We start from the raw sequence: 15,788 nt of genomic DNA, 5'->3' as shown, positions 1-15,788 counted from the left end.
GCTCGTCAGGCCCTTACGGGACGCTGCATGTGGCGATGGAGATGTTCGCCAACAGTGCCGGCATCAAGCTGCTGCACGTGCCGTTCCGTGGCGCGGGTCCCGCGCTCACCGCAATCCTCGGTGGGACCGTGCAGGCGATCGCCGCCGCACCGGGGACGCTGAAGCCGCAGGTCGACGACGGCAAGCTCCGCGTGCTCGGCAATTGCGGCGCCCAGCGCATCGCGAGCTTTCCCGATGTGCCGACCTTCCAGGAGCTCGGCTACAAGGACGTCGAGATGTATATCTGGGCCGGGCTGTTCGCACAGAGCTCTCTTCCCGCGCCGATCGCGACCCGCCTGCGCGAGGCGATGGCACAGGTGATGGCGAGTCCCGAGGTGCTCAAGGCCTTCGAAACCTCGGGCAGCCTCGTCGCCTATCAGGATGCGCCGGCCTTCGCCCAATTCGTCGCGACCGACAGCAAGCGGCTGATCGCGGCGGTGAAGAAGATCGGCAAGGTGGAGTAGGGCTTCGCTTCAAGTTGTCTGTTTAAGCATGATCTTTTCGGAAAACCGCTGCGCACTTTTCCGGATCATGCTTTAGAATTCGCTGCGGACAACGCCCCGAAGGGTATGCCGGTCATATCCCGGCGCGAACGCGCCCTCGTAGGATGCCTTGAACGATGTCGCGGCCGTGAGGTCCCATCGGATCTCGGCACCGGTGAGCGCCACCGTGCGCGCGCGCTCGACGCCGGTGATCGCGAACGGAATGCCGGGCGCGCCTTCGAGCGCAGCGGTAATGGTTGCTGCGTTGCCGGAAAACTCATGGCGTACGGCAAGGGTCGCGCCGAACTGCGCCGCGTGACCGTTCGGCATCATCATGCGGTGATGGGTGCGCAAGCCGGCCGTGCCGTAGCCGACGTCGAAGCTGCCGGCGCGCACCAGCTGATTGACGCCGGGCGCGCCGGTCTCGGAGAAGCTGCCCTGGCGCGTTGAATACCAGTCGGCCTTGGCGAACGGCTCGGCCGCAAAACCCCATCCGGTCTCGAATGGACGTGCGATGCCGAACGACGCGGCAAAGGTATTCGCCCGCGAGGAAGCCGTTGCAGTCTGTCCCAGGAACGAGATCGTGCGGGAGGATTCCAGCGCCGCGAAGGAATAGCTGATGGCGGATGCGAGATTGAATCCTCCCGCTTCACCGCGTGCGTAGAAGCCGGCATGACCGGCATTGGCGTCGATGCGGTCGGCCCGGCCCGCCATGCGCAACTGACCGGTCGATGCGCCGATCGCAAGGCCGGCCGTGAAGCCCGGCAGGTTCCAGAGATCGGCGCCGAGGGCCGCGCCGCCAACGGCCGTGCTGGTCCCGAAAGCAATGTTGCTCGCCGCCACCTTGTCCCAATTTCCGTAGCCGCCGAACCAGATGCTCTGCACCGGTGCAGCGCGGCGACCCCGCAGCGCCTTGCCGATCGGGTCCACCGGCGCCTCGGCGTAGGCTGTGGCTGACATCCGCACGCTCTCGCCGCGCGACTGCGTGCCGGCGTTCCACATGAAGCTCTGGAACATGTCGGCCTGGTCCGCGGTGAAGCGGCGACCGTCGGCGTGAATCTGCCCGGCGAGATCGTCGAGGCCGGCCTTGATGCCTGATGTATTGAGCGCGGCGAGCGTATTGATCGCGGTGCCGAGCGGACCGGATGCGCCGCCGGACTGCGCCTGATCCAGCGCGCCGGCCACCGCCGTCTGGTTCGGGGTCAGGCCCGACAGCGTTCCGAAGCCGCCGATCTGTTGCAGAAGGAAGTAGACATTGCTGGCATCGTAGCTGAGTTGCCCCGAGACCAGCGGGCTGCCCGAGGTCGTGAGCGTCGCGAACGTGCCGGTGACGCCGCCGGTCGCGGTCAGGATCGTATATTGGGTGTTGGCGAGGAAGCCCGCGCCGAGCGGCACGATCTGCACCGTGCCGCCATTGAGTGTCGCCGTCCCGGTCGCTGCGATCTTGTCGGACTGGCCGCCGGGATTGATCTCGACCTGAAAGGTCGAGCCGGCGTTGAAGGTCACGTTGCCGCTGACATTGAGGGTCCCGATTGAATTGCCTGATACGACCATGCCGCCATTGTTGACGACGATGCCGCCGACCGTGCCGGTGCCGCCGAGATAGCCGCCGTTGACGGTGACGACCGATGGCAGCGTGCCGTTCACGATCAGGCCGCCCGCGTCCACCGTGGTGGCTCCGTTGAAGGCGGTGGTGCCGGTCAGCGTCCAGACCGAGGTGCCGGTCTTTGTCAGTTGCTCGAACTCGTCGAATTGAAGGCCGGCTCCGAGATTGCCGAGATCGAACGAGGCGCTGCCGCTGCTGCCAAGGTTCAGCGTGTCGGTGCCGGTCCCGCCGCGAACATTTCCGGTGATCGTCGAGCCCGGGGCGAGGCCCAGCAGGTCATCGCCTCCGGACAGGTCGATCGCTCCGCTGCCGCCGCCGGAGATGGTTCCGGCATTGAGGACAGTGTCGGTGCCGGAAGAGCCCTGGATGGCGATGAAGAAGCCGCCCGAAATCACGCCGCCATTGATGAGGGTATTGCCGCCGGCAATGAGCTGCACGCCGGTATGGCCGCCGCCGATCGATCCACCCTGATAGACAAGGACGACATTGTCGCTGGACGTGCCGCTGATCCGCAGTCCCGTCGTGTTTCCTCCGGTGCCGACGACCGTCCCGCGAATGTTGACGAGATTGCTGTTCGAATTGTCGATGACGATGGCCGCTTCGGCGTTGCCCGTACCTTCCGCGATCCCGCCAGCCGCGATCGTCACATTGTTGTGGCTTGATCCGTTGGAGAGCAGCACGGCTCCGCTGTAGGTCGAAGCTGTCGCCTGATCGTTGACGGTGACATGCGAAGCGATGGTGCCGTCGAACACGATCGCGGGAATCCCGGCGCCCGGCAGGAGCGACGTCAAGGTACCGTCGCCGACGTTGACCGTGACGTTGCTGCCGCCGGTGGCGTTGATGTGGTCGGTGTTGCCGAGGCCGGTGCAGGTCGCGACATCGCCCGAATTGAGCGCGCCAATCGTGCCGGTGCCGGCCACAGTGCAGGCCGCGAGCGCCGGGACGGTTGTAAGGACGGGCAGCGCGGCAAGCACCAGCGGCGCCAGCGCCGCAGTCACGAGCAGCCTGTTACGCAGGATGGCGGCCGTTGTGGTGTTTTGCGCACAGGCCGGTATTGCAGTCGGCATCGACGGATTCCCTCATTCCAGCGCAATTGCTAGCGGGGCCGTCGCCGCGGTTCTTGGCGTTATGCGAAATGCCCTATGGCCAAAGGCGCAAGCCCGCCGGTTTGCGCTGGCCCTGTTGCGGCGGTGCCACGGACCGTGGCGCCGCATGTCGTCCGGGCAAGTGGACAACAGCGCAGGGGATGACGTTGCGGGCAACCCGATATTTGGGGTGAATTGGGTTCCGAAGCCATTTTCACATTTTGTTGTTGGTTCAGAACCGGGTCCTGCCTCATTGATTGATGAAAATCGACTGGAATCGAGAAGGATCGGGACATGCGAACAGAGCGGATTGCGCTGGGTGTGGCGCTCGCGGTCGGCGGCATCGTCGCGCAGGGCGCTGCATTCGCCCAGGAATATCGCGGCACCATGGAACAGCAGATGGCATGTACGCCGGACGTCTGGCGTCTGTGCAGCGACCAGATTCCGGACGTGAGCCGGATCACCGCCTGCCTGCAGCAGAACACGCCGCAGCTGTCGAGCGGCTGCCGCGCCGTGTTCCAGTCCAACAACCAGATGCCGCCGCAGCAGCAGGTCCCGCGCAATCGCGCCGCACCGCCGCCGCGCTATAACAATGCGCCGCCGCCACCTCCGCAGCGTCCCTATGACGATTACGACGATTAGGCTCTGAAGAGAGCAGGATCCGGAAAATTGCGCAGCGCCGGGCGCGATGATGCGGTCGTGCCGCCCGGTCAGCGCTCGGTCTTGCTGTCAGATTCAGGTTGTCCAAGCACCATCCGCAGGACGACACCGAAGAGAATGGCTGCGACCGGCCAATGGAACCAGATCTTGTTGCCAGTGAAAAGATTGATCAGAATCAGGAAGGCCGACACCGTGAGGGCCGCTGCCAGCGGGCGGGGCAGCTTTGCGAGCCAATCCGAGACGACATTCGTCGCCGAAGACAGCTCGCGCCTGTCGTCCATCCGCGGAGCACGCGCTCGCTCTGAGGGCGTTGCGCTTGCCTCGATCGGGACGCTTCCCGGCACCGCCGTTTGGCTACCCAGGGTCAGCCGATAGCTGGTCAGGGGCGCGATGTTCTTCAGGGGACGCTGGCCGAGACAGTCGAAGCCAACCGACAATTTGTTGTGCACCTGGTCGTAGACGGAGCTCGAGATCACGACGCCGCCGGGCTCAGCGAGCTCTTGCAGCCGTGATGCGATATTGACCCCGTCGCCATAGATGTCGGAGCCGTCCACCATGACGTCGCCGAGGTTGATGCCGATGCGAAACTGCATCGGGCTCGCCTGCGGCGCGTCCGCGGCCTGACTAGAGATTTCCTGCTGAATCTCGACCGCGCATTGCACGGCCTCGACCACGCTGGCGAACTCGGCGATCACGGCATCGCCCCAGGTATTCACGATGCGGCCGTCATGGCGCTCGACCAATCGCGCGATGGCGGTGCGGTAGCGGCGGAGCGTCTCCAGCGTTCCGGTCTCGTCCGCTTCCATGAGACGAGAATAGCCGTACACGTCAGCGCACAGCACGGTGGTCAGTCGTCGTTTCACCTTGTCGTCGGTCATCGGCGCCATGCTAGCCTCCCTGATCGGCAAATGCATCAGGGATCGTATCCGGTGCCGCCTTACGGCCTGACCTCGCAGACATCGACCCATTCGGCGGCGGTCAGCTCGGCCATCCGGTCGGGCGTGATGCGCACCGCGCTGTGGGTCGAGCCCGCGGCCGGGACCACGACGTCGAAAGCCTTCAGGGAGACGTCGCAATAGATCGGCAGCGGCGACTTCAGCCCGAACGGGCAGACGCCGCCGACCTCATGGCCGGTGATGTCGGCGACCTCCTCCAGCCCCAGCATCTTCGGCTTGCCGCCGAACTGCGCCTTGACCTTCTTGTTGTCCATGCGCGAGGTGCCGGCGGCGACGATCAGGATCACGCGTTCGCCGACGCGCAAGCTCAGCGTCTTGGCAATCATTCCGGGCTCGACCCCGTAGGCTTCGGCCGCCAGCGGCACCGTGGCCGAGCTGATCGGCGATTCCATCACTGTGATGTCGGGGGCTTTCTCGGCGAAAAAGGCGCGAACGGATTCCAGGCTCATTCCGGGCAGCTCATTTCAGACTTTGCGGGCGGCGATGCCTAAGCAATCATTGGCAGCTCGGAGAGCGCGCGGACGCGGTGGTCCGGCGCAAAGCCAAGCTCGTCCATCTGGGTGCGGATCGCCTTGAACATGGTGAGCGGTGCCATGAGTTCGTTCTCGACGCAAGCCAGCGCCATGGCTTCCGGTGTCACCCGCTCGATCCAGGCGACGTTCAGGCCGAACGACTTTGCTCCCGCCACGTCCCATGGATTGGAGGACACGAACAGAGTCTCGCTCGGTGCGGTGCCGAGCACTTCCCCGATCAGCAAGTAGGCCTCCGGGCTCGGCTTGAAGATCTTCTTGGCATCGACGCTGATGGTGGCATCGAGCAGACGATCGAGGCCGGAATTGCGCACCAGTGCATTCAGCATGTCCGGGCTGCCGTTGGAGAGGATAGCGAGCTTACGCGGCTTGAGCGCTGCAAGCGCGCTTGTCGCGTCCGGATAGAGGTCGAGATGCAGATATTTCTCGATGACGCGCTCGAACGCCTCGCTCTCATAGGCCAGCCCGAGCACGCGCAGCGTATAGGCCAGCGAGTCGCGGGTGACCGCGGTGAAATCCTGGTAGCGCTGCATCAGCGAGCGCAACCAGGTGTATTCGAGCTGCTTGATGCGCCAGACCTGCGTGATGATCTCGCCATAGCCGGGAAACGCATCCTCAGTGACCTCAGCCACCGACTGGATGTCGTAGAGCGTTCCGTAGGCGTCGAAGACGACGGCTTTGATGGTCATCGGCTGTCCTTCCGGGATCGTTGTGGGCACAAGAACTCCGCTTGGGGGAGTACGCGTTGTCGTCAGCTTACCAAGGCACAGCGGAAGTTTGCCAAACTGCAGGCACGGCATCGAAGTGTGATCAACATCACAGAGCCAATGCTTGCCTTTCATCAGGCTCGACGTAGGCTGCGCACACTTTGATCGGGGCCTACAATGGGCGCTCTTCGCTGGTTTTCATTATTCTTTTTCATCTGGCTGACCTGCGGTTCGGCGCAGGCCGAGCGTCGCGTGGCGCTGGTGATCGGTAACTCGGCTTATGAAAAGGTCGCCCGGCTCGGCAATCCTTCCAGCGACGCTGCACTCGTGGCGGAAACCTTGAAGGCTGCCGGCTTCGATCTTGTCGACCTGCGTCATGACCTGAAAGTAGCCGATATGAGGCGGGCGCTGCGGGACTTTATCGAACAGTCCCGCGATGCCGAGGTTGCGGTCGTTTACTATGCAGGTCACGGCATCGAGGTTGATGGGGTCAATTATCTCGTCCCGATCGATGCTGTCCTCGAACGTGACACTGACATTTATGACGAGGCAATGTCGCTGGATCGGGTGTTGGTCGCTATCGAGCCTGCGAAAAAGCTGCGACTGGTGGTTCTTGACGCATGCCGTGACAGCCCGTTCTCGAAGGTGATGAAGCGGACCCTCGCTTCCAGGGCGATTGGGCGCGGCCTCGCAAAGGTAGAACCGTCAGGCCCCAACACCCTGATTGCCTTCGCATCGAAGGCAGGTTCAACAGCGCTGGATGGTGACGGCAAGAATAGTCCGTTCACGGCGGCGATGGTTCACCACGTCACCAAGCCGGGCCTGGATCTGCGAAAGGCTTTTGGTTACGTCCGCGACGAAGTTTTGAAGTCTACCGCCAACAGGCAAGAGCCATACCTCTACGGCTCACTTGGAGGCGATGATCTATCGCTTGTCCCGGCAGTGGCGGCGCCGTCACCAACAGGACCGCAGGCGGATCCGCAGACGGCAATCCGAAGGGACTACGAACTGGCGCTGCAACTCGGCACCCGCGATGGCTGGGAAGCCTTTCTGTCTCAATATCCGGATGGTTTCTATGCCAACCTTGCGAGAGCGCACGCGAAAAAAATCGCTGCAGAAGAGGCGCGGGCAGCCGCCGCTGAAAAGGCGAGGCTGGCGGAGCAGGAGAGGGTTCGACTTGCCGCAGAAGGTGCAAGACAGTTCGAGATAGAAAAAGCAGCTGCGGCTGCCAAGGCAGCTGAAGAGGCCCGCATCGCTGCCGAGAAGGTCAAGCAGATCGAGCAGGACAAGGCTGCTGCCGCTGAAAGAGCTCGTCTGACAGCCCAGGAGAACGCGGCGCGGGAACTCGCAATTCGAGAAAATGCCTCGCGAGAAAAGAACCAGCAAGTCGCTGCTCTACCACCTCCCGTCGAGACGGAGCAGATCAGTGCCGACACAGCTCGCGCGCTGCAAGCCGAGCTACGTCGCGTGGGATGCAATGTGGGCGTTGTCGACGGCGTTTGGGGTGAGCCCTCGCAGAAAGCCCTCGACCTCTTCAACAAGCACGCTGGCATGAAACTGAATGTGAGCGTCGCCACTACCGACGCGCTGGACGCCGTCAGAAACAAGGGCGGGCGAATCTGTCCGCTGACTTGCGAGAACGGCTACCGCGCAGAGGGGGACCGCTGCCCGAAAATCCCCTGCCGCAAGGGCTACGTCCTGAACGACGAGAATGAGTGCGAGAAGAAGGGAGCGTTGCCTGAAGCCAAGAAAAAGCCAGAGCTGCAGCACCGCGAAGCAAGACCCTCTTCGTCCTCCGCCGTCACGCGCGCTGATGCGGCTCTATCTAACGGCACCTACCAGAAATGCATGGGCCCCATCACGGGATGCTATGCAAGGGCCATTCAGCAGATGGACCCGCAGAGAGCCAAGATCTGGTGCAGTCGGCAGCCGACGTGCTGAATCACCAAGGCGGAGAAAAATGAAATTTGCTTGTGTTTGGGCTGTTGTCGGCGCAGTCGCGTTTTGAACTCGCATCGGCTCAAATGGATGGAGTCGTTCCACAGTCGAAGCGCAAAGCGTATGCTCTCAATGATCGATTTGCTTTCTTTCTCAGTCAAATTCTTGGGTAAAGTCTGACTTGACACTGAAACGAGGGGGCCGGGTGATGTCGAGGATTCTTGCAGTTCTTTTTGTTGTGATGTGTCCGCTGGTGTTTGCGGTCGAAGCGGGGGCTCAGGTGCACAGTCCAGCAGCCAAGATGAGCTCTGACAACGGACAATGCCCCACCGGCAGTTGCGCCATGGACGGTTCGGCTTTTGCAAAACACCGCAAATATTGTTCGCCAGCCAACTGTCTAAACAACCGTTTTAAGAGGAAGCAGACGCAGAGGTAGAGGTTGCATGGCGTTCGATGCAACCATTCAAGCTAGCCAGTCGGCTGACGTCCTCGCCGCGTCCAGGTCGCCCGCTCGGACCTGGCTGACCTCCGCCATGTGCTCGGTGCCCCACGTGCAGAGCGGCACGAGAGCCTGGGCCAGGCTGTGACCCAAGGGAGTGAGGCTGTAGTCGACCCGCGGGGGCACCTCCCTGTAGTCGGTCCGCTTCACGAGACCGTCAGCCTCCAGCTCCTTCAACTGCTGGATCAGCACCTTGTCGCTGACGTCGCGGATGGCGCGGCGGAGCTCGCCGTAGCGGGTCGGGCCGTCCTGGGCGACGAAGTACAGGATCAGCGGCTTCCACTTGCCGGCGACGACCCGCAAGGTTGCATCTAAGCCGCAGGTGAAGCCGGGCAAAGTCGGCGTGCAGCTCTGGACCGGTGTTGGAGACTGCGCAGGCGGGAAAGTCGTGTCTGACATTTTTTTGGGTACTTACCAAAAGGTGCATACTTGTCGATAGGTGGGTATGCCGCCAGCTCAGTGCAACCTCAGTGAAGGAGCACATCATGAGCAGACTACAAGGCAAGACGGCAGTGGTGACCGGCGGCGGCACCGGCATCGGATTTGGCGCGGCGAAACGGTTCATCGACGAAGGCGCGTTCGTCTACATCTTCGGGCGGCGGCAGGAGCAGCTCGACGCCGCCGTGGCGAAGCTCGGATCCTCGGCGCGCGCCGTCAGGGGCTCGGTGACGGATCTGGCCGACCTCGACCGGCTCTATGAGACGGTGAAGAAAGAACGCGGCGGGCTCGACATTCTGTTCGCCAATGCCGGCACCGGACTATTCGCCCCGCTCGGCGAGATCACGGTCGAGCATTACGATCACATCTTCGACGTCAATGTGAAGGGACTGGTTTTCACGGTGCAGAAGGCCCTGCCCCTGATGACGAAGGGATCGTCGATCATCCTGACCGGTTCGAGCACGGGCGTGATGGGGACGCCGCAGTTCAGCATCTACAGCGCGACCAAGGCCGCGGTTCGCAATCTGGCGCGGAGTTGGGCGCAGGATCTGCGCGGCACCGGCATCCGCGTCAATGTGCTGTCGCCGGGGCCGACCAAGACGGAGCTGGCACTGGAGATCGTCGGAGAGGAAGCCTTCGACGCGCTTGGAAGCACGACGCCGCTCGGCCGCGTGGCAGCCCCGTCGGAGACGGGCGCGGTCGCCGCGTTCCTGGCTTCGTCGGACAGCAGCTTCATGACCGGCAGCGAAGTGTTCGTCGACGGAGGCCTCGCTCAGATCTGAGAGTTTGAGCATGAGGGCTTCGGTCACCCGAAGCCCTCGTGCGCGGTGCTGATGAGAAGCGCTTCAGATCCCCAGCAGTTTTCGCGCGTTGGCCTTGAGCACCTTCGGCCGGATCTCGTCGCGGATCTCGATCTTGGCGAAGTCCGACAGCCAGCGGTCGGGCGTGATCACCGGCCAGTCCGAGCCGAACAGCATCTTGTCCTGCAGAATCGAGTTGATGTAGCGCACCAGGATCGGCGGGAAGTACTTCGGCGACCAGCCGGAGAGGTCGATATAGACGTTCGGCTTGTGGGTCGCGACCGACAGCGCCTCTTCCTGCCAGGGGAAGGAGGGGTGGGCGAGGATGATCTTGAGGTCGGGGAAATCAGCCGCGACGTCGTCCATGTACATCGGGTTGGAATATTTCAGCCGCATCCCCATGCCGCCGGGCATGCCCGAGCCGACGCCGGTCTGGCCGGTGTGGAACAGCGCGACCGCGCCGCCATTGTTGATCTCTTCGTAGAGCGGATAGGCCATGCGGTCGTTGGCGTAGAAGCCCTGCATGGTCGGGTGGAATTTGAAGCCGCGCACCCCGTATTCCTCGATCAGCTTGCGCGCCTCGCGCGCGCCGAGCTTGCCCTTGTGCGGGTCGATCGAGACGAAGGGGATGAGGACGTCGAGATGGTCGGAAGCGGCCTCGATCATCTCGTAATTGTTGTAGCGGCGGAAGCCGGTCTCGCGCTCGGCATCAACCGGGAAGATCACCGCGGCGATGTTCTTGGAGCGGTAATAGGCCGCGGTCTCCGGCACCGTCGGCGGATGCTTGTTCGGCGACTTGAAGTATTCCGCCATCTGCGCCTGGAAATCGTCATAGCCGTCGTCGGGGTGGCAGCCGCAGGGCTCCTCGGCGTGGGTGTGGATGTCGATGGCGACGACATCGTCGATGTTGGGCAGCTTCAGCTTCGGCATGGGTTTCCTCCCGACGGGTTGCCGAATTGATTATATCATATAACGAATTTGGCAAGGCGTCGTCGACAAGGCGTCGTCGAAAGGTCTGATTCCCCAGCGATGAATCGGGCCGATTCGGCCGCTTCGACTGTGCATGGGGTTGTTTTCGCGAATTTGCCGGTTCGGAACCGGGCAGTTAACATTGACATCACCTCCCGCCATGCCTTAAGAACCGCCCCGTCCCGGGCGGTCGTCCGCCGGCGGGAAAAATCTTATTTTGCCACATTCGCGCGTGCCGAAACGGTAGTGCCGAACACGGCCTTTCGAACGTTCAGGATTCCGCCATGAAGGTCCGTAACTCGCTGAAATCGCTGCGCGGTCGCCATCGCGCCAACCGCCTGGTCCGCCGCAAGGGCCGGGTCTATGTGATCAACAAGGTGCAGCGCCGCTTCAAGGCTCGTCAGGGCTGATATTGCCCTGCCGGACGCCCGCGCGCGCCCCGCAAGACCACGGTCTCACACGAGTTTGACGCCGCCTTTGCTTTGCAAGGGCGGCTTTGCGCGTTTAGACTTCGACCATGGCAGTGAGATTCCTCTTCGCGCGCACCTTGTGTCTGGCCCTTGTGCTGGGAACCTCCGGCCTTGCTCCGGCCCTGGCACAGCAGGTTGATCCACCCGGCAAGCAGAAGAAGCTCCCGGAAGCGCCGGCCAAGCTGCCCAAGGTCGATCGCAACAAGAATCTCGAATTCCTGTTCGGCGCGTTGAAGGCGGCGCCCGACGAGGCCAGCGCCAAGCATGTCGAGGCGCGGATCTGGGCAATCTGGCTGCAGACCCCGAGCGACACCGCCGCGCTGTTGATGGCCCGCGCCAAGACCGCGGTCGACGCCAAGAAGATCGAGGTCGCGATCAAGCTGCTGGATTCGGTCATCAAGCTGAGGCCCGACTACATCGAGGCCTGGAACCGGCGCGCCACGCTCTACTACATGCAGAATGACTATGGCCGTTCGCTCGCGGATATCCAGCAGGTGCTGATCCGGGAGCCGCGCCATTTCGGCGCGCTCGCGGGCCTCGGCATGATCATGCAGGAGGTCGGCGACGAGAAGCGCGCGCTCGAGGCCTATCGCAAGGCGCTCGCCGTCAATCCGCACCTCGAAAAGATTCCCGACCAGGTCAAGGCGCTGACCGAGAAGGTCGAAGGCCGCGATATCTAGAGCACGATCCGGAATAGTTCGGGAGGATCGTGCTCGCGCAATAGCGGATAGTTTGATCATCTTCCGAGCGATGGCGCCTTACGTGGATTAACCACGATTGGAAGCGCGGCATCGTGAGGACTATTGCCGGCGCCGCCAGGGGCCTACCTGCATGGCAGGAGCAAAAGCCATGAAGCGTTTGATCTTTGCGGGTAGCTTGCTGCTCGCGTCGGGGACGGTGAGCTTCGCCGACGGACTTTTCTGGGTGGTCGGCAACCGCGCCACCGGAAAATGCAACATCGTGACCAGCAATCCGGTCATCATCGGCGATATCTGGTTCGGCGACGGTCCCTACAAGTCGAGGGCCGATGCCAAGCTTGCCCGTTCGACGATCCGCGCCTGTCCAGCACTTACCCCGGACGAGGAAAAGGACGAGGACGGAGCGAACTAGTCTGCGTGCCAAGCATGATCCGGACCCGAAGGGCCGCGTTCGCGAAAAGTGTGCACCGGTTTTCCGACGAGATCATGCTCGATAGAGAGCCTAAAGTGCGGCCCACCGCACTTTAGTGCAGAGCGTTGCCGCCGCGCTCGACCAGGCCGTGATCGGCGGCTGCGGCGTAAGCCTTTGCAAGCTCCGATTCCAGGTGCTCGTTGATCAGCAGCAGCGCCCGCACGGCACCGCGCAGATCGCCGTTGCAGCTCGCCACGATCTCGTCGATCGCAGTGTCGTTCGATCTGAAGCTCATCGAAAATCCTCCGGTTCAAATCAGGACAAATCCTGCCGGTCTTTCCCGCATCCCCTGAGGTTGCCCTGGGGCCTGCGAGGAGGATCGGCGCCCACCCGCGCCTAGATGGCGGAACCGACCATGGCGATTATAAGGAAGCCGCGATGACGGCTGCATGAAGCTGTTCCGAGGCTTGCGCGCCCTCCTGGAATGTTGTTGATTCCATTGAGTTTTCACGTTCTTCAATTATGCACATATCCACAGCCCCGGCAGTTTCGGCGTAAATCCGGAAAGCCGGCGGAGCGAAACCGCCGCCCATGACGCCCGTAACTGCCCTGTGCCCAGGATCACCCGGATTCTCTCCATGATCGTGATGTCAGTCGTGACGGCGCTGGTTCTGCTGGCGCTGGTCACGCAGGCTGGAATCGTCGCCGTGCAGCGCGCCTTTCCGCCGCAGGGCGGGATGGTCGAGGTCGACGGCGCGACGCTTCACGTCGTCGATATCGGTCCGCGCGATGCAGGCCTGCCGATCGTGATGCTGCACGGCGCCAGCTCCAATCTCGAAGCGATGCGGCGCCCGCTCGGGGACCTGCTCGCCAAAGATCATCGCGTCATCCTGGTCGACCGTCCCGGCCATGGCTGGAGCACGCGCGCGCGGCGCCAGGATTCCACGCCGCAGATCCAGGCCCGGATGATCGACGAGGCGCTTGGCAAGCTCGGGATCGATCGCGCGATCTTCGTCGTGCATTCCTGGAGCGGCGCGCTCGGCGCGCGGATTGCGCTCGATCATCCCGGCCGCGTCGCCGGCCTGGTCATGCTCGCCCCCGTCACCCATCCCTGGCGCGGCGGTGTCGGCCGTTACAATGAGTTCATCGCAACGCCGGTGATCGGTCCGCTGCTCGCCTACACGATCACCCTGCCGCTCGGCTATTTCGTCGCTGAGGCCGGCGCGCGCAACGTGTTCCTGCCGCAAATGATGCCGGATGGATTCGTGCAGGACTCCGCGACGCCGCTGCTGCTGCGCCCGCGCGAGTTCATCGCCAATGCCTATGATCTGGTGACGCTGAAGGAGGCGGTGACTGCGCAAGCCGCGCGCTATGGCGAGATATCGGCGCCAGTCACGATCATTGCCGGCGAGCCCGACAAGACGGTGAAGACCAACATTCACGCGCGCCCGTTCGCAGCCATGGTGCCGAATGCGAAGCTGATCGTGCTGCCCGATCTCGGCCACATGGTGCAGAACGCCGTGCCGGAGCTCGTGAAGACGGAAATCGAAACGATGATCGGGAAAATCGCCCCGGCGCAGGCGGCCGCCGATTAGGGCGTCTTCGAGCGAAGTGGCTGCTCCCGTAGAGCTCTCGTAGGGTGGGCAAGGCGCACTTGCGCCGTGCCCACGATCTGCGTGTGACTGGGGAGGATTCGTGGGCACGTCGCGCAAGAGCGCGCCTTTGCCCACCCTACGGGACCGGGCCTGTGTCGGCCCCTGTCAATCCGCTCCGCTAAAAATATTCCACTTTACCGAAATTCGGTTTCGGCGTATGTGTCGCTCATCCCGGCTTGACCTTGAGGGGCGATCGCGCGTCGTCACGTTTCGGGAGCCGGGTTGCGGTGGACGCGGCAGCGTCGGCACGAGATGGTAGCGGGCAGGGCGGGTCGTCCCTGTGAGCCCGAAACCGCGTGCGGACGAGCGACGCTGAACGCGTACGGCAAAACCGTGTGGTCCTGGCCGTCGTTGCTACGGTCAAGTCTTGCGAAGGTGCGAGCGAGCCCAACCGGGCGGACTGCATCATCCAATTCGCGGGGCGAGGGAGGCCAGAGGGAACTCGGCTCCCGGGAGAGCACGGCATAAGCCGTACGACCACCGCGCAGGGAAGGCCGAGTGATCGGCACAACCTGTATGCTGCTGTGCGGTTCTTCCTGCGTGCGCTTCTCGCGCAGCGGACCGCGGGTGCGAGCCGGCACCCGGCCTTCCCTGCGCCCTCTTGGCTATGAGGGTGGCGAGATCAAGCAAAGCTCGGGCGAAATCCGCCGCGAGGACGAGAAGGCATGTCCGCGACTTGAGCTGTGTGCCGCAATCTCGATCTCGTAGGGTGAGCAAAGCGGAAGCGTGCCCACCATCCTCGCACCGCAATTGAATTGGTGGGCACGGCGCTGTGCGCCTTTGCCCACCCTACGGCACTGCAGCTGGGATGTGCATTGGAGCATCGCGATGCCGCCTCATACTCGTCATTGAGGGGCTCTTGCGACGAAGCAATCCAGAGTCTTTCCGAGGAGGGATTCTGGATTGCTTCCGCCTTCGCCGAGGCTTCGGCGGACAAGTCGCGGCACTTGCAACGACGCCGTGAAGAAAACGCATCAAACAAAAAGCCGCAGCTTCGGTTCTGACCCGGTCAGAACCGAAGCCGAAGCTGTCGACGGATCCGTGCTTACTGCTTGATCTTCCCGTCCTTGTCGAACTGCGCGACATAGGCCCAGAGATTGTTGATCTCGGTCTCGTTCTTGATGCCGGCGAACGCCATCTTGGTGCCGGGGATCTTGGCCTTGGGGTCCTTGATGTATTCCTTGAACACGGCCTCGTCCCAGGTGATGCCGGAATTCTTGTTCGCGTCCGTGTAGCTGTAGCCCTCGACCGTGCCCGACTTGCGGCCGTTGAGACCGTTGAGCTCGGGGCCGACCTTGTTCTTGGCGCCTTCGCCGATCGCGTGGCAGGCCAGGCATTTGTTGAACGATGTCTTGCCGGCCGCGACATCCTGCGCCATCGCGGCGGGTGCGGTGGCAATCATGGTGAGGATCGTCAGTGCGCCAAAAGTCAGTTTTGTCATCGGATGCTCTTCGTCTCTTCCCTGGTGGGTCTGGCCTGGTCAGTCTCTCGCCGGATCGGCAATCGCCCGACCTGCCGGTTTTGGCAGGCCTGCTCGGCTTGGACAAGCCACCAAACCATGACAGGTTTCATGATTTCCGACTTGTCCCAGAGCGAACTGGCGAAAGATGGCCGATCCGACTTTCGGATGGCCTACCCAAACACCCGCGGACGTGATTGATTTGCCGAGACAAATTGATCGTGCGGCGTGAGCCGGAAAGATATGCCATGAAGGATTTGATATGGCCATCATGATGCCTGCGAGCGACCAGGCGGTGCTCGCGCGCCGCGCCGAGATCGTTGCTGCATTGCGCGCGATCGTGCCCGGCGAGGGCGTGATCGATACGCCTGCCGAGATGCGGGCC

The 15,788-nt window shown here is 62.9% G+C and carries 16 protein-coding genes; 8 read left to right on the top strand and 8 right to left on the bottom strand.

The features are described 5' to 3' along the window. Nucleotides 1–503 (top strand): tripartite tricarboxylate transporter substrate binding protein (locus IC66_RS0110065; RefSeq protein WP_038947522.1); only part of this gene is annotated, 503 nt, incomplete at its 5' end. Nucleotides 504–575: 72 nt separating this feature from the next. Here the strand turns inward: IC66_RS0110065 and IC66_RS42520 are convergent. Continuing rightward, nucleotides 576–3,194 (bottom strand): autotransporter outer membrane beta-barrel domain-containing protein, encoded by a 2,619-nt coding sequence (locus tag IC66_RS42520; RefSeq protein ID WP_049806502.1) that lies wholly within the window; start codon nt 3,192–3,194, stop codon nt 576–578. A gap of 312 nt (nt 3,195–3,506) precedes the next feature. On the opposite strand from IC66_RS42520, the gene IC66_RS0110055 reads away from it, so the two are divergent. Then, a complete protein-coding gene (locus IC66_RS0110055; protein WP_028140073.1) occupies nt 3,507–3,854 on the top strand; it encodes a hypothetical protein in 348 nt (115 codons plus the stop codon). Nucleotides 3,855–3,922: 68 nt separating this feature from the next. Here IC66_RS0110055 and IC66_RS0110050 read toward each other — a convergent pair whose 3' ends face one another. Genes IC66_RS0110050 through IC66_RS0110040 form a run of 3 tightly spaced genes read right to left on the bottom strand, consistent with a single transcriptional unit; the run spans nt 3,923 to nt 6,047 of the window. Next, the gene (locus IC66_RS0110050) at nt 3,923–4,750 is read right to left on the bottom strand and encodes an adenylate/guanylate cyclase domain-containing protein (RefSeq protein WP_038947520.1); all 828 of its coding nucleotides are present in this window, start codon (nt 4,748–4,750) and stop codon (nt 3,923–3,925) included. Between the two features lie 59 nt (nt 4,751–4,809). Continuing rightward, nucleotides 4,810–5,277 carry a YbaK/EbsC family protein gene (locus IC66_RS0110045; RefSeq protein ID WP_028140075.1) on the bottom strand — a complete coding sequence of 156 codons (468 nt, stop codon included), beginning with the start codon at nt 5,275–5,277 and terminating at the stop codon, nt 4,810–4,812. Nucleotides 5,278–5,315: 38 nt separating this feature from the next. After that, complete coding sequence (locus IC66_RS0110040; protein ID WP_028140076.1) at nt 5,316–6,047, bottom strand: haloacid dehalogenase type II; 732 nt, start codon at nt 6,045–6,047, stop codon at nt 5,316–5,318. A gap of 195 nt (nt 6,048–6,242) precedes the next feature. On the opposite strand from IC66_RS0110040, the gene IC66_RS0110035 reads away from it, so the two are divergent. Then, nucleotides 6,243–8,006: a caspase family protein gene (locus IC66_RS0110035; protein WP_049806501.1), complete on the top strand. Its 1,764-nt coding sequence runs from the start codon at nt 6,243–6,245 to the stop codon at nt 8,004–8,006. 460 nt (nt 8,007–8,466) lie between these two features. Here the strand turns inward: IC66_RS0110035 and IC66_RS0110030 are convergent, their stop codons facing one another. Then, nucleotides 8,467–8,901: a winged helix-turn-helix transcriptional regulator gene (locus IC66_RS0110030; protein ID WP_038947518.1), complete on the bottom strand. Its 435-nt coding sequence runs from the start codon at nt 8,899–8,901 to the stop codon at nt 8,467–8,469. Between the two features lie 86 nt (nt 8,902–8,987). Between IC66_RS0110030 and IC66_RS0110025 the strand changes: the two genes are divergently transcribed. Beyond that, a complete protein-coding gene (locus IC66_RS0110025) occupies nt 8,988–9,722 on the top strand; it encodes an SDR family NAD(P)-dependent oxidoreductase (protein WP_028140078.1) in 735 nt (244 codons plus the stop codon). Between the two features lie 63 nt (nt 9,723–9,785). Here the strand turns inward: IC66_RS0110025 and IC66_RS0110020 are convergent, their stop codons facing one another. Beyond that, entirely contained in the window at nt 9,786–10,670 is an 885-nt protein-coding gene (locus IC66_RS0110020; RefSeq protein WP_018321552.1) for a 4-hydroxyphenyl-beta-ketoacyl-CoA hydrolase, read from the bottom strand. A 323-nt stretch (nt 10,671–10,993) separates the two neighbouring features. On the opposite strand from IC66_RS0110020, the gene ykgO reads away from it, so the two are divergent. The 3 genes from ykgO (at nt 10,994) to IC66_RS0110005 (ending at nt 12,289) form a co-directional block, all read left to right on the top strand. Beyond that, nucleotides 10,994–11,119, top strand: a complete 126-nt coding sequence (ykgO, locus tag IC66_RS0110015) for a type B 50S ribosomal protein L36 (protein WP_006611362.1) — start codon at nt 10,994–10,996, stop codon at nt 11,117–11,119. Between the two features lie 107 nt (nt 11,120–11,226). Further along, nucleotides 11,227–11,859: a tetratricopeptide repeat protein gene (locus IC66_RS0110010; RefSeq protein ID WP_038947517.1), complete on the top strand. Its 633-nt coding sequence runs from the start codon at nt 11,227–11,229 to the stop codon at nt 11,857–11,859. Nucleotides 11,860–12,028: 169 nt separating this feature from the next. Further along, complete coding sequence (locus IC66_RS0110005) at nt 12,029–12,289, top strand: hypothetical protein (protein ID WP_028140081.1); 261 nt, start codon at nt 12,029–12,031, stop codon at nt 12,287–12,289. A 112-nt stretch (nt 12,290–12,401) separates the two neighbouring features. Here the strand turns inward: IC66_RS0110005 and IC66_RS0110000 are convergent, their stop codons facing one another. Further along, the gene (locus IC66_RS0110000) at nt 12,402–12,584 is read right to left on the bottom strand and encodes a hypothetical protein (protein ID WP_038947516.1); all 183 of its coding nucleotides are present in this window, start codon (nt 12,582–12,584) and stop codon (nt 12,402–12,404) included. Between the two features lie 343 nt (nt 12,585–12,927). On the opposite strand from IC66_RS0110000, the gene IC66_RS0109995 reads away from it, so the two are divergent. Continuing rightward, nucleotides 12,928–13,884, top strand: coding sequence for an alpha/beta fold hydrolase (locus tag IC66_RS0109995; protein ID WP_038947515.1), 957 nt, complete (start codon nt 12,928–12,930; stop codon nt 13,882–13,884). 1,105 nt (nt 13,885–14,989) lie between these two features. On the opposite strand, the gene cycA is transcribed toward IC66_RS0109995, so the two are convergent. Beyond that, nucleotides 14,990–15,385, bottom strand: a complete 396-nt coding sequence (gene cycA / locus IC66_RS0109990) for a cytochrome c-550 CycA (protein WP_028140083.1) — start codon at nt 15,383–15,385, stop codon at nt 14,990–14,992. Nucleotides 15,386–15,788 lie beyond the last annotated feature (403 nt).

It is taken from the genome of Bradyrhizobium genomosp. III (assembly GCF_000261705.1).
Lineage (GTDB): Bacteria > Pseudomonadota > Alphaproteobacteria > Rhizobiales > Xanthobacteraceae > Bradyrhizobium > Bradyrhizobium ottawaense.
The sequence above is the reverse complement of the archived record's forward strand: the minus strand, read 5'-3'. Positions and strand labels throughout refer to the sequence as shown.

Bases quoted from the DNA above. Each gene is read 5' to 3' on its own strand.
- IC66_RS42520 (WP_049806502.1), bottom strand. From the start codon at position 3,194: ATGCCGACTGCAATACCGGCCTGTGCGCAAAACACCACAACGGCCGCC.
- IC66_RS0110055 (WP_028140073.1), top strand. From the start codon at position 3,507: ATGCGAACAGAGCGGATTGCGCTGGGTGTGGCGCTCGCGGTCGGCGGC.
- IC66_RS0110050 (WP_038947520.1), bottom strand. From the start codon at position 4,750: ATGACCGACGACAAGGTGAAACGACGACTGACCACCGTGCTGTGCGCT.
- IC66_RS0110045 (WP_028140075.1), bottom strand. From the start codon at position 5,277: ATGAGCCTGGAATCCGTTCGCGCCTTTTTCGCCGAGAAAGCCCCCGAC.
- IC66_RS0110040 (WP_028140076.1), bottom strand. From the start codon at position 6,047: ATGACCATCAAAGCCGTCGTCTTCGACGCCTACGGAACGCTCTACGAC.
- IC66_RS0110035 (WP_049806501.1), top strand. From the start codon at position 6,243: ATGGGCGCTCTTCGCTGGTTTTCATTATTCTTTTTCATCTGGCTGACC.
- IC66_RS0110030 (WP_038947518.1), bottom strand. From the start codon at position 8,901: ATGTCAGACACGACTTTCCCGCCTGCGCAGTCTCCAACACCGGTCCAG.
- IC66_RS0110025 (WP_028140078.1), top strand. From the start codon at position 8,988: ATGAGCAGACTACAAGGCAAGACGGCAGTGGTGACCGGCGGCGGCACC.
- IC66_RS0110020 (WP_018321552.1), bottom strand. From the start codon at position 10,670: ATGCCGAAGCTGAAGCTGCCCAACATCGACGATGTCGTCGCCATCGAC.
- ykgO (WP_006611362.1), top strand. From the start codon at position 10,994: ATGAAGGTCCGTAACTCGCTGAAATCGCTGCGCGGTCGCCATCGCGCC.
- IC66_RS0110010 (WP_038947517.1), top strand. From the start codon at position 11,227: ATGGCAGTGAGATTCCTCTTCGCGCGCACCTTGTGTCTGGCCCTTGTG.
- IC66_RS0110005 (WP_028140081.1), top strand. From the start codon at position 12,029: ATGAAGCGTTTGATCTTTGCGGGTAGCTTGCTGCTCGCGTCGGGGACG.
- IC66_RS0110000 (WP_038947516.1), bottom strand. From the start codon at position 12,584: ATGAGCTTCAGATCGAACGACACTGCGATCGACGAGATCGTGGCGAGC.
- IC66_RS0109995 (WP_038947515.1), top strand. From the start codon at position 12,928: ATGATCGTGATGTCAGTCGTGACGGCGCTGGTTCTGCTGGCGCTGGTC.
- cycA (WP_028140083.1), bottom strand. From the start codon at position 15,385: ATGACAAAACTGACTTTTGGCGCACTGACGATCCTCACCATGATTGCC.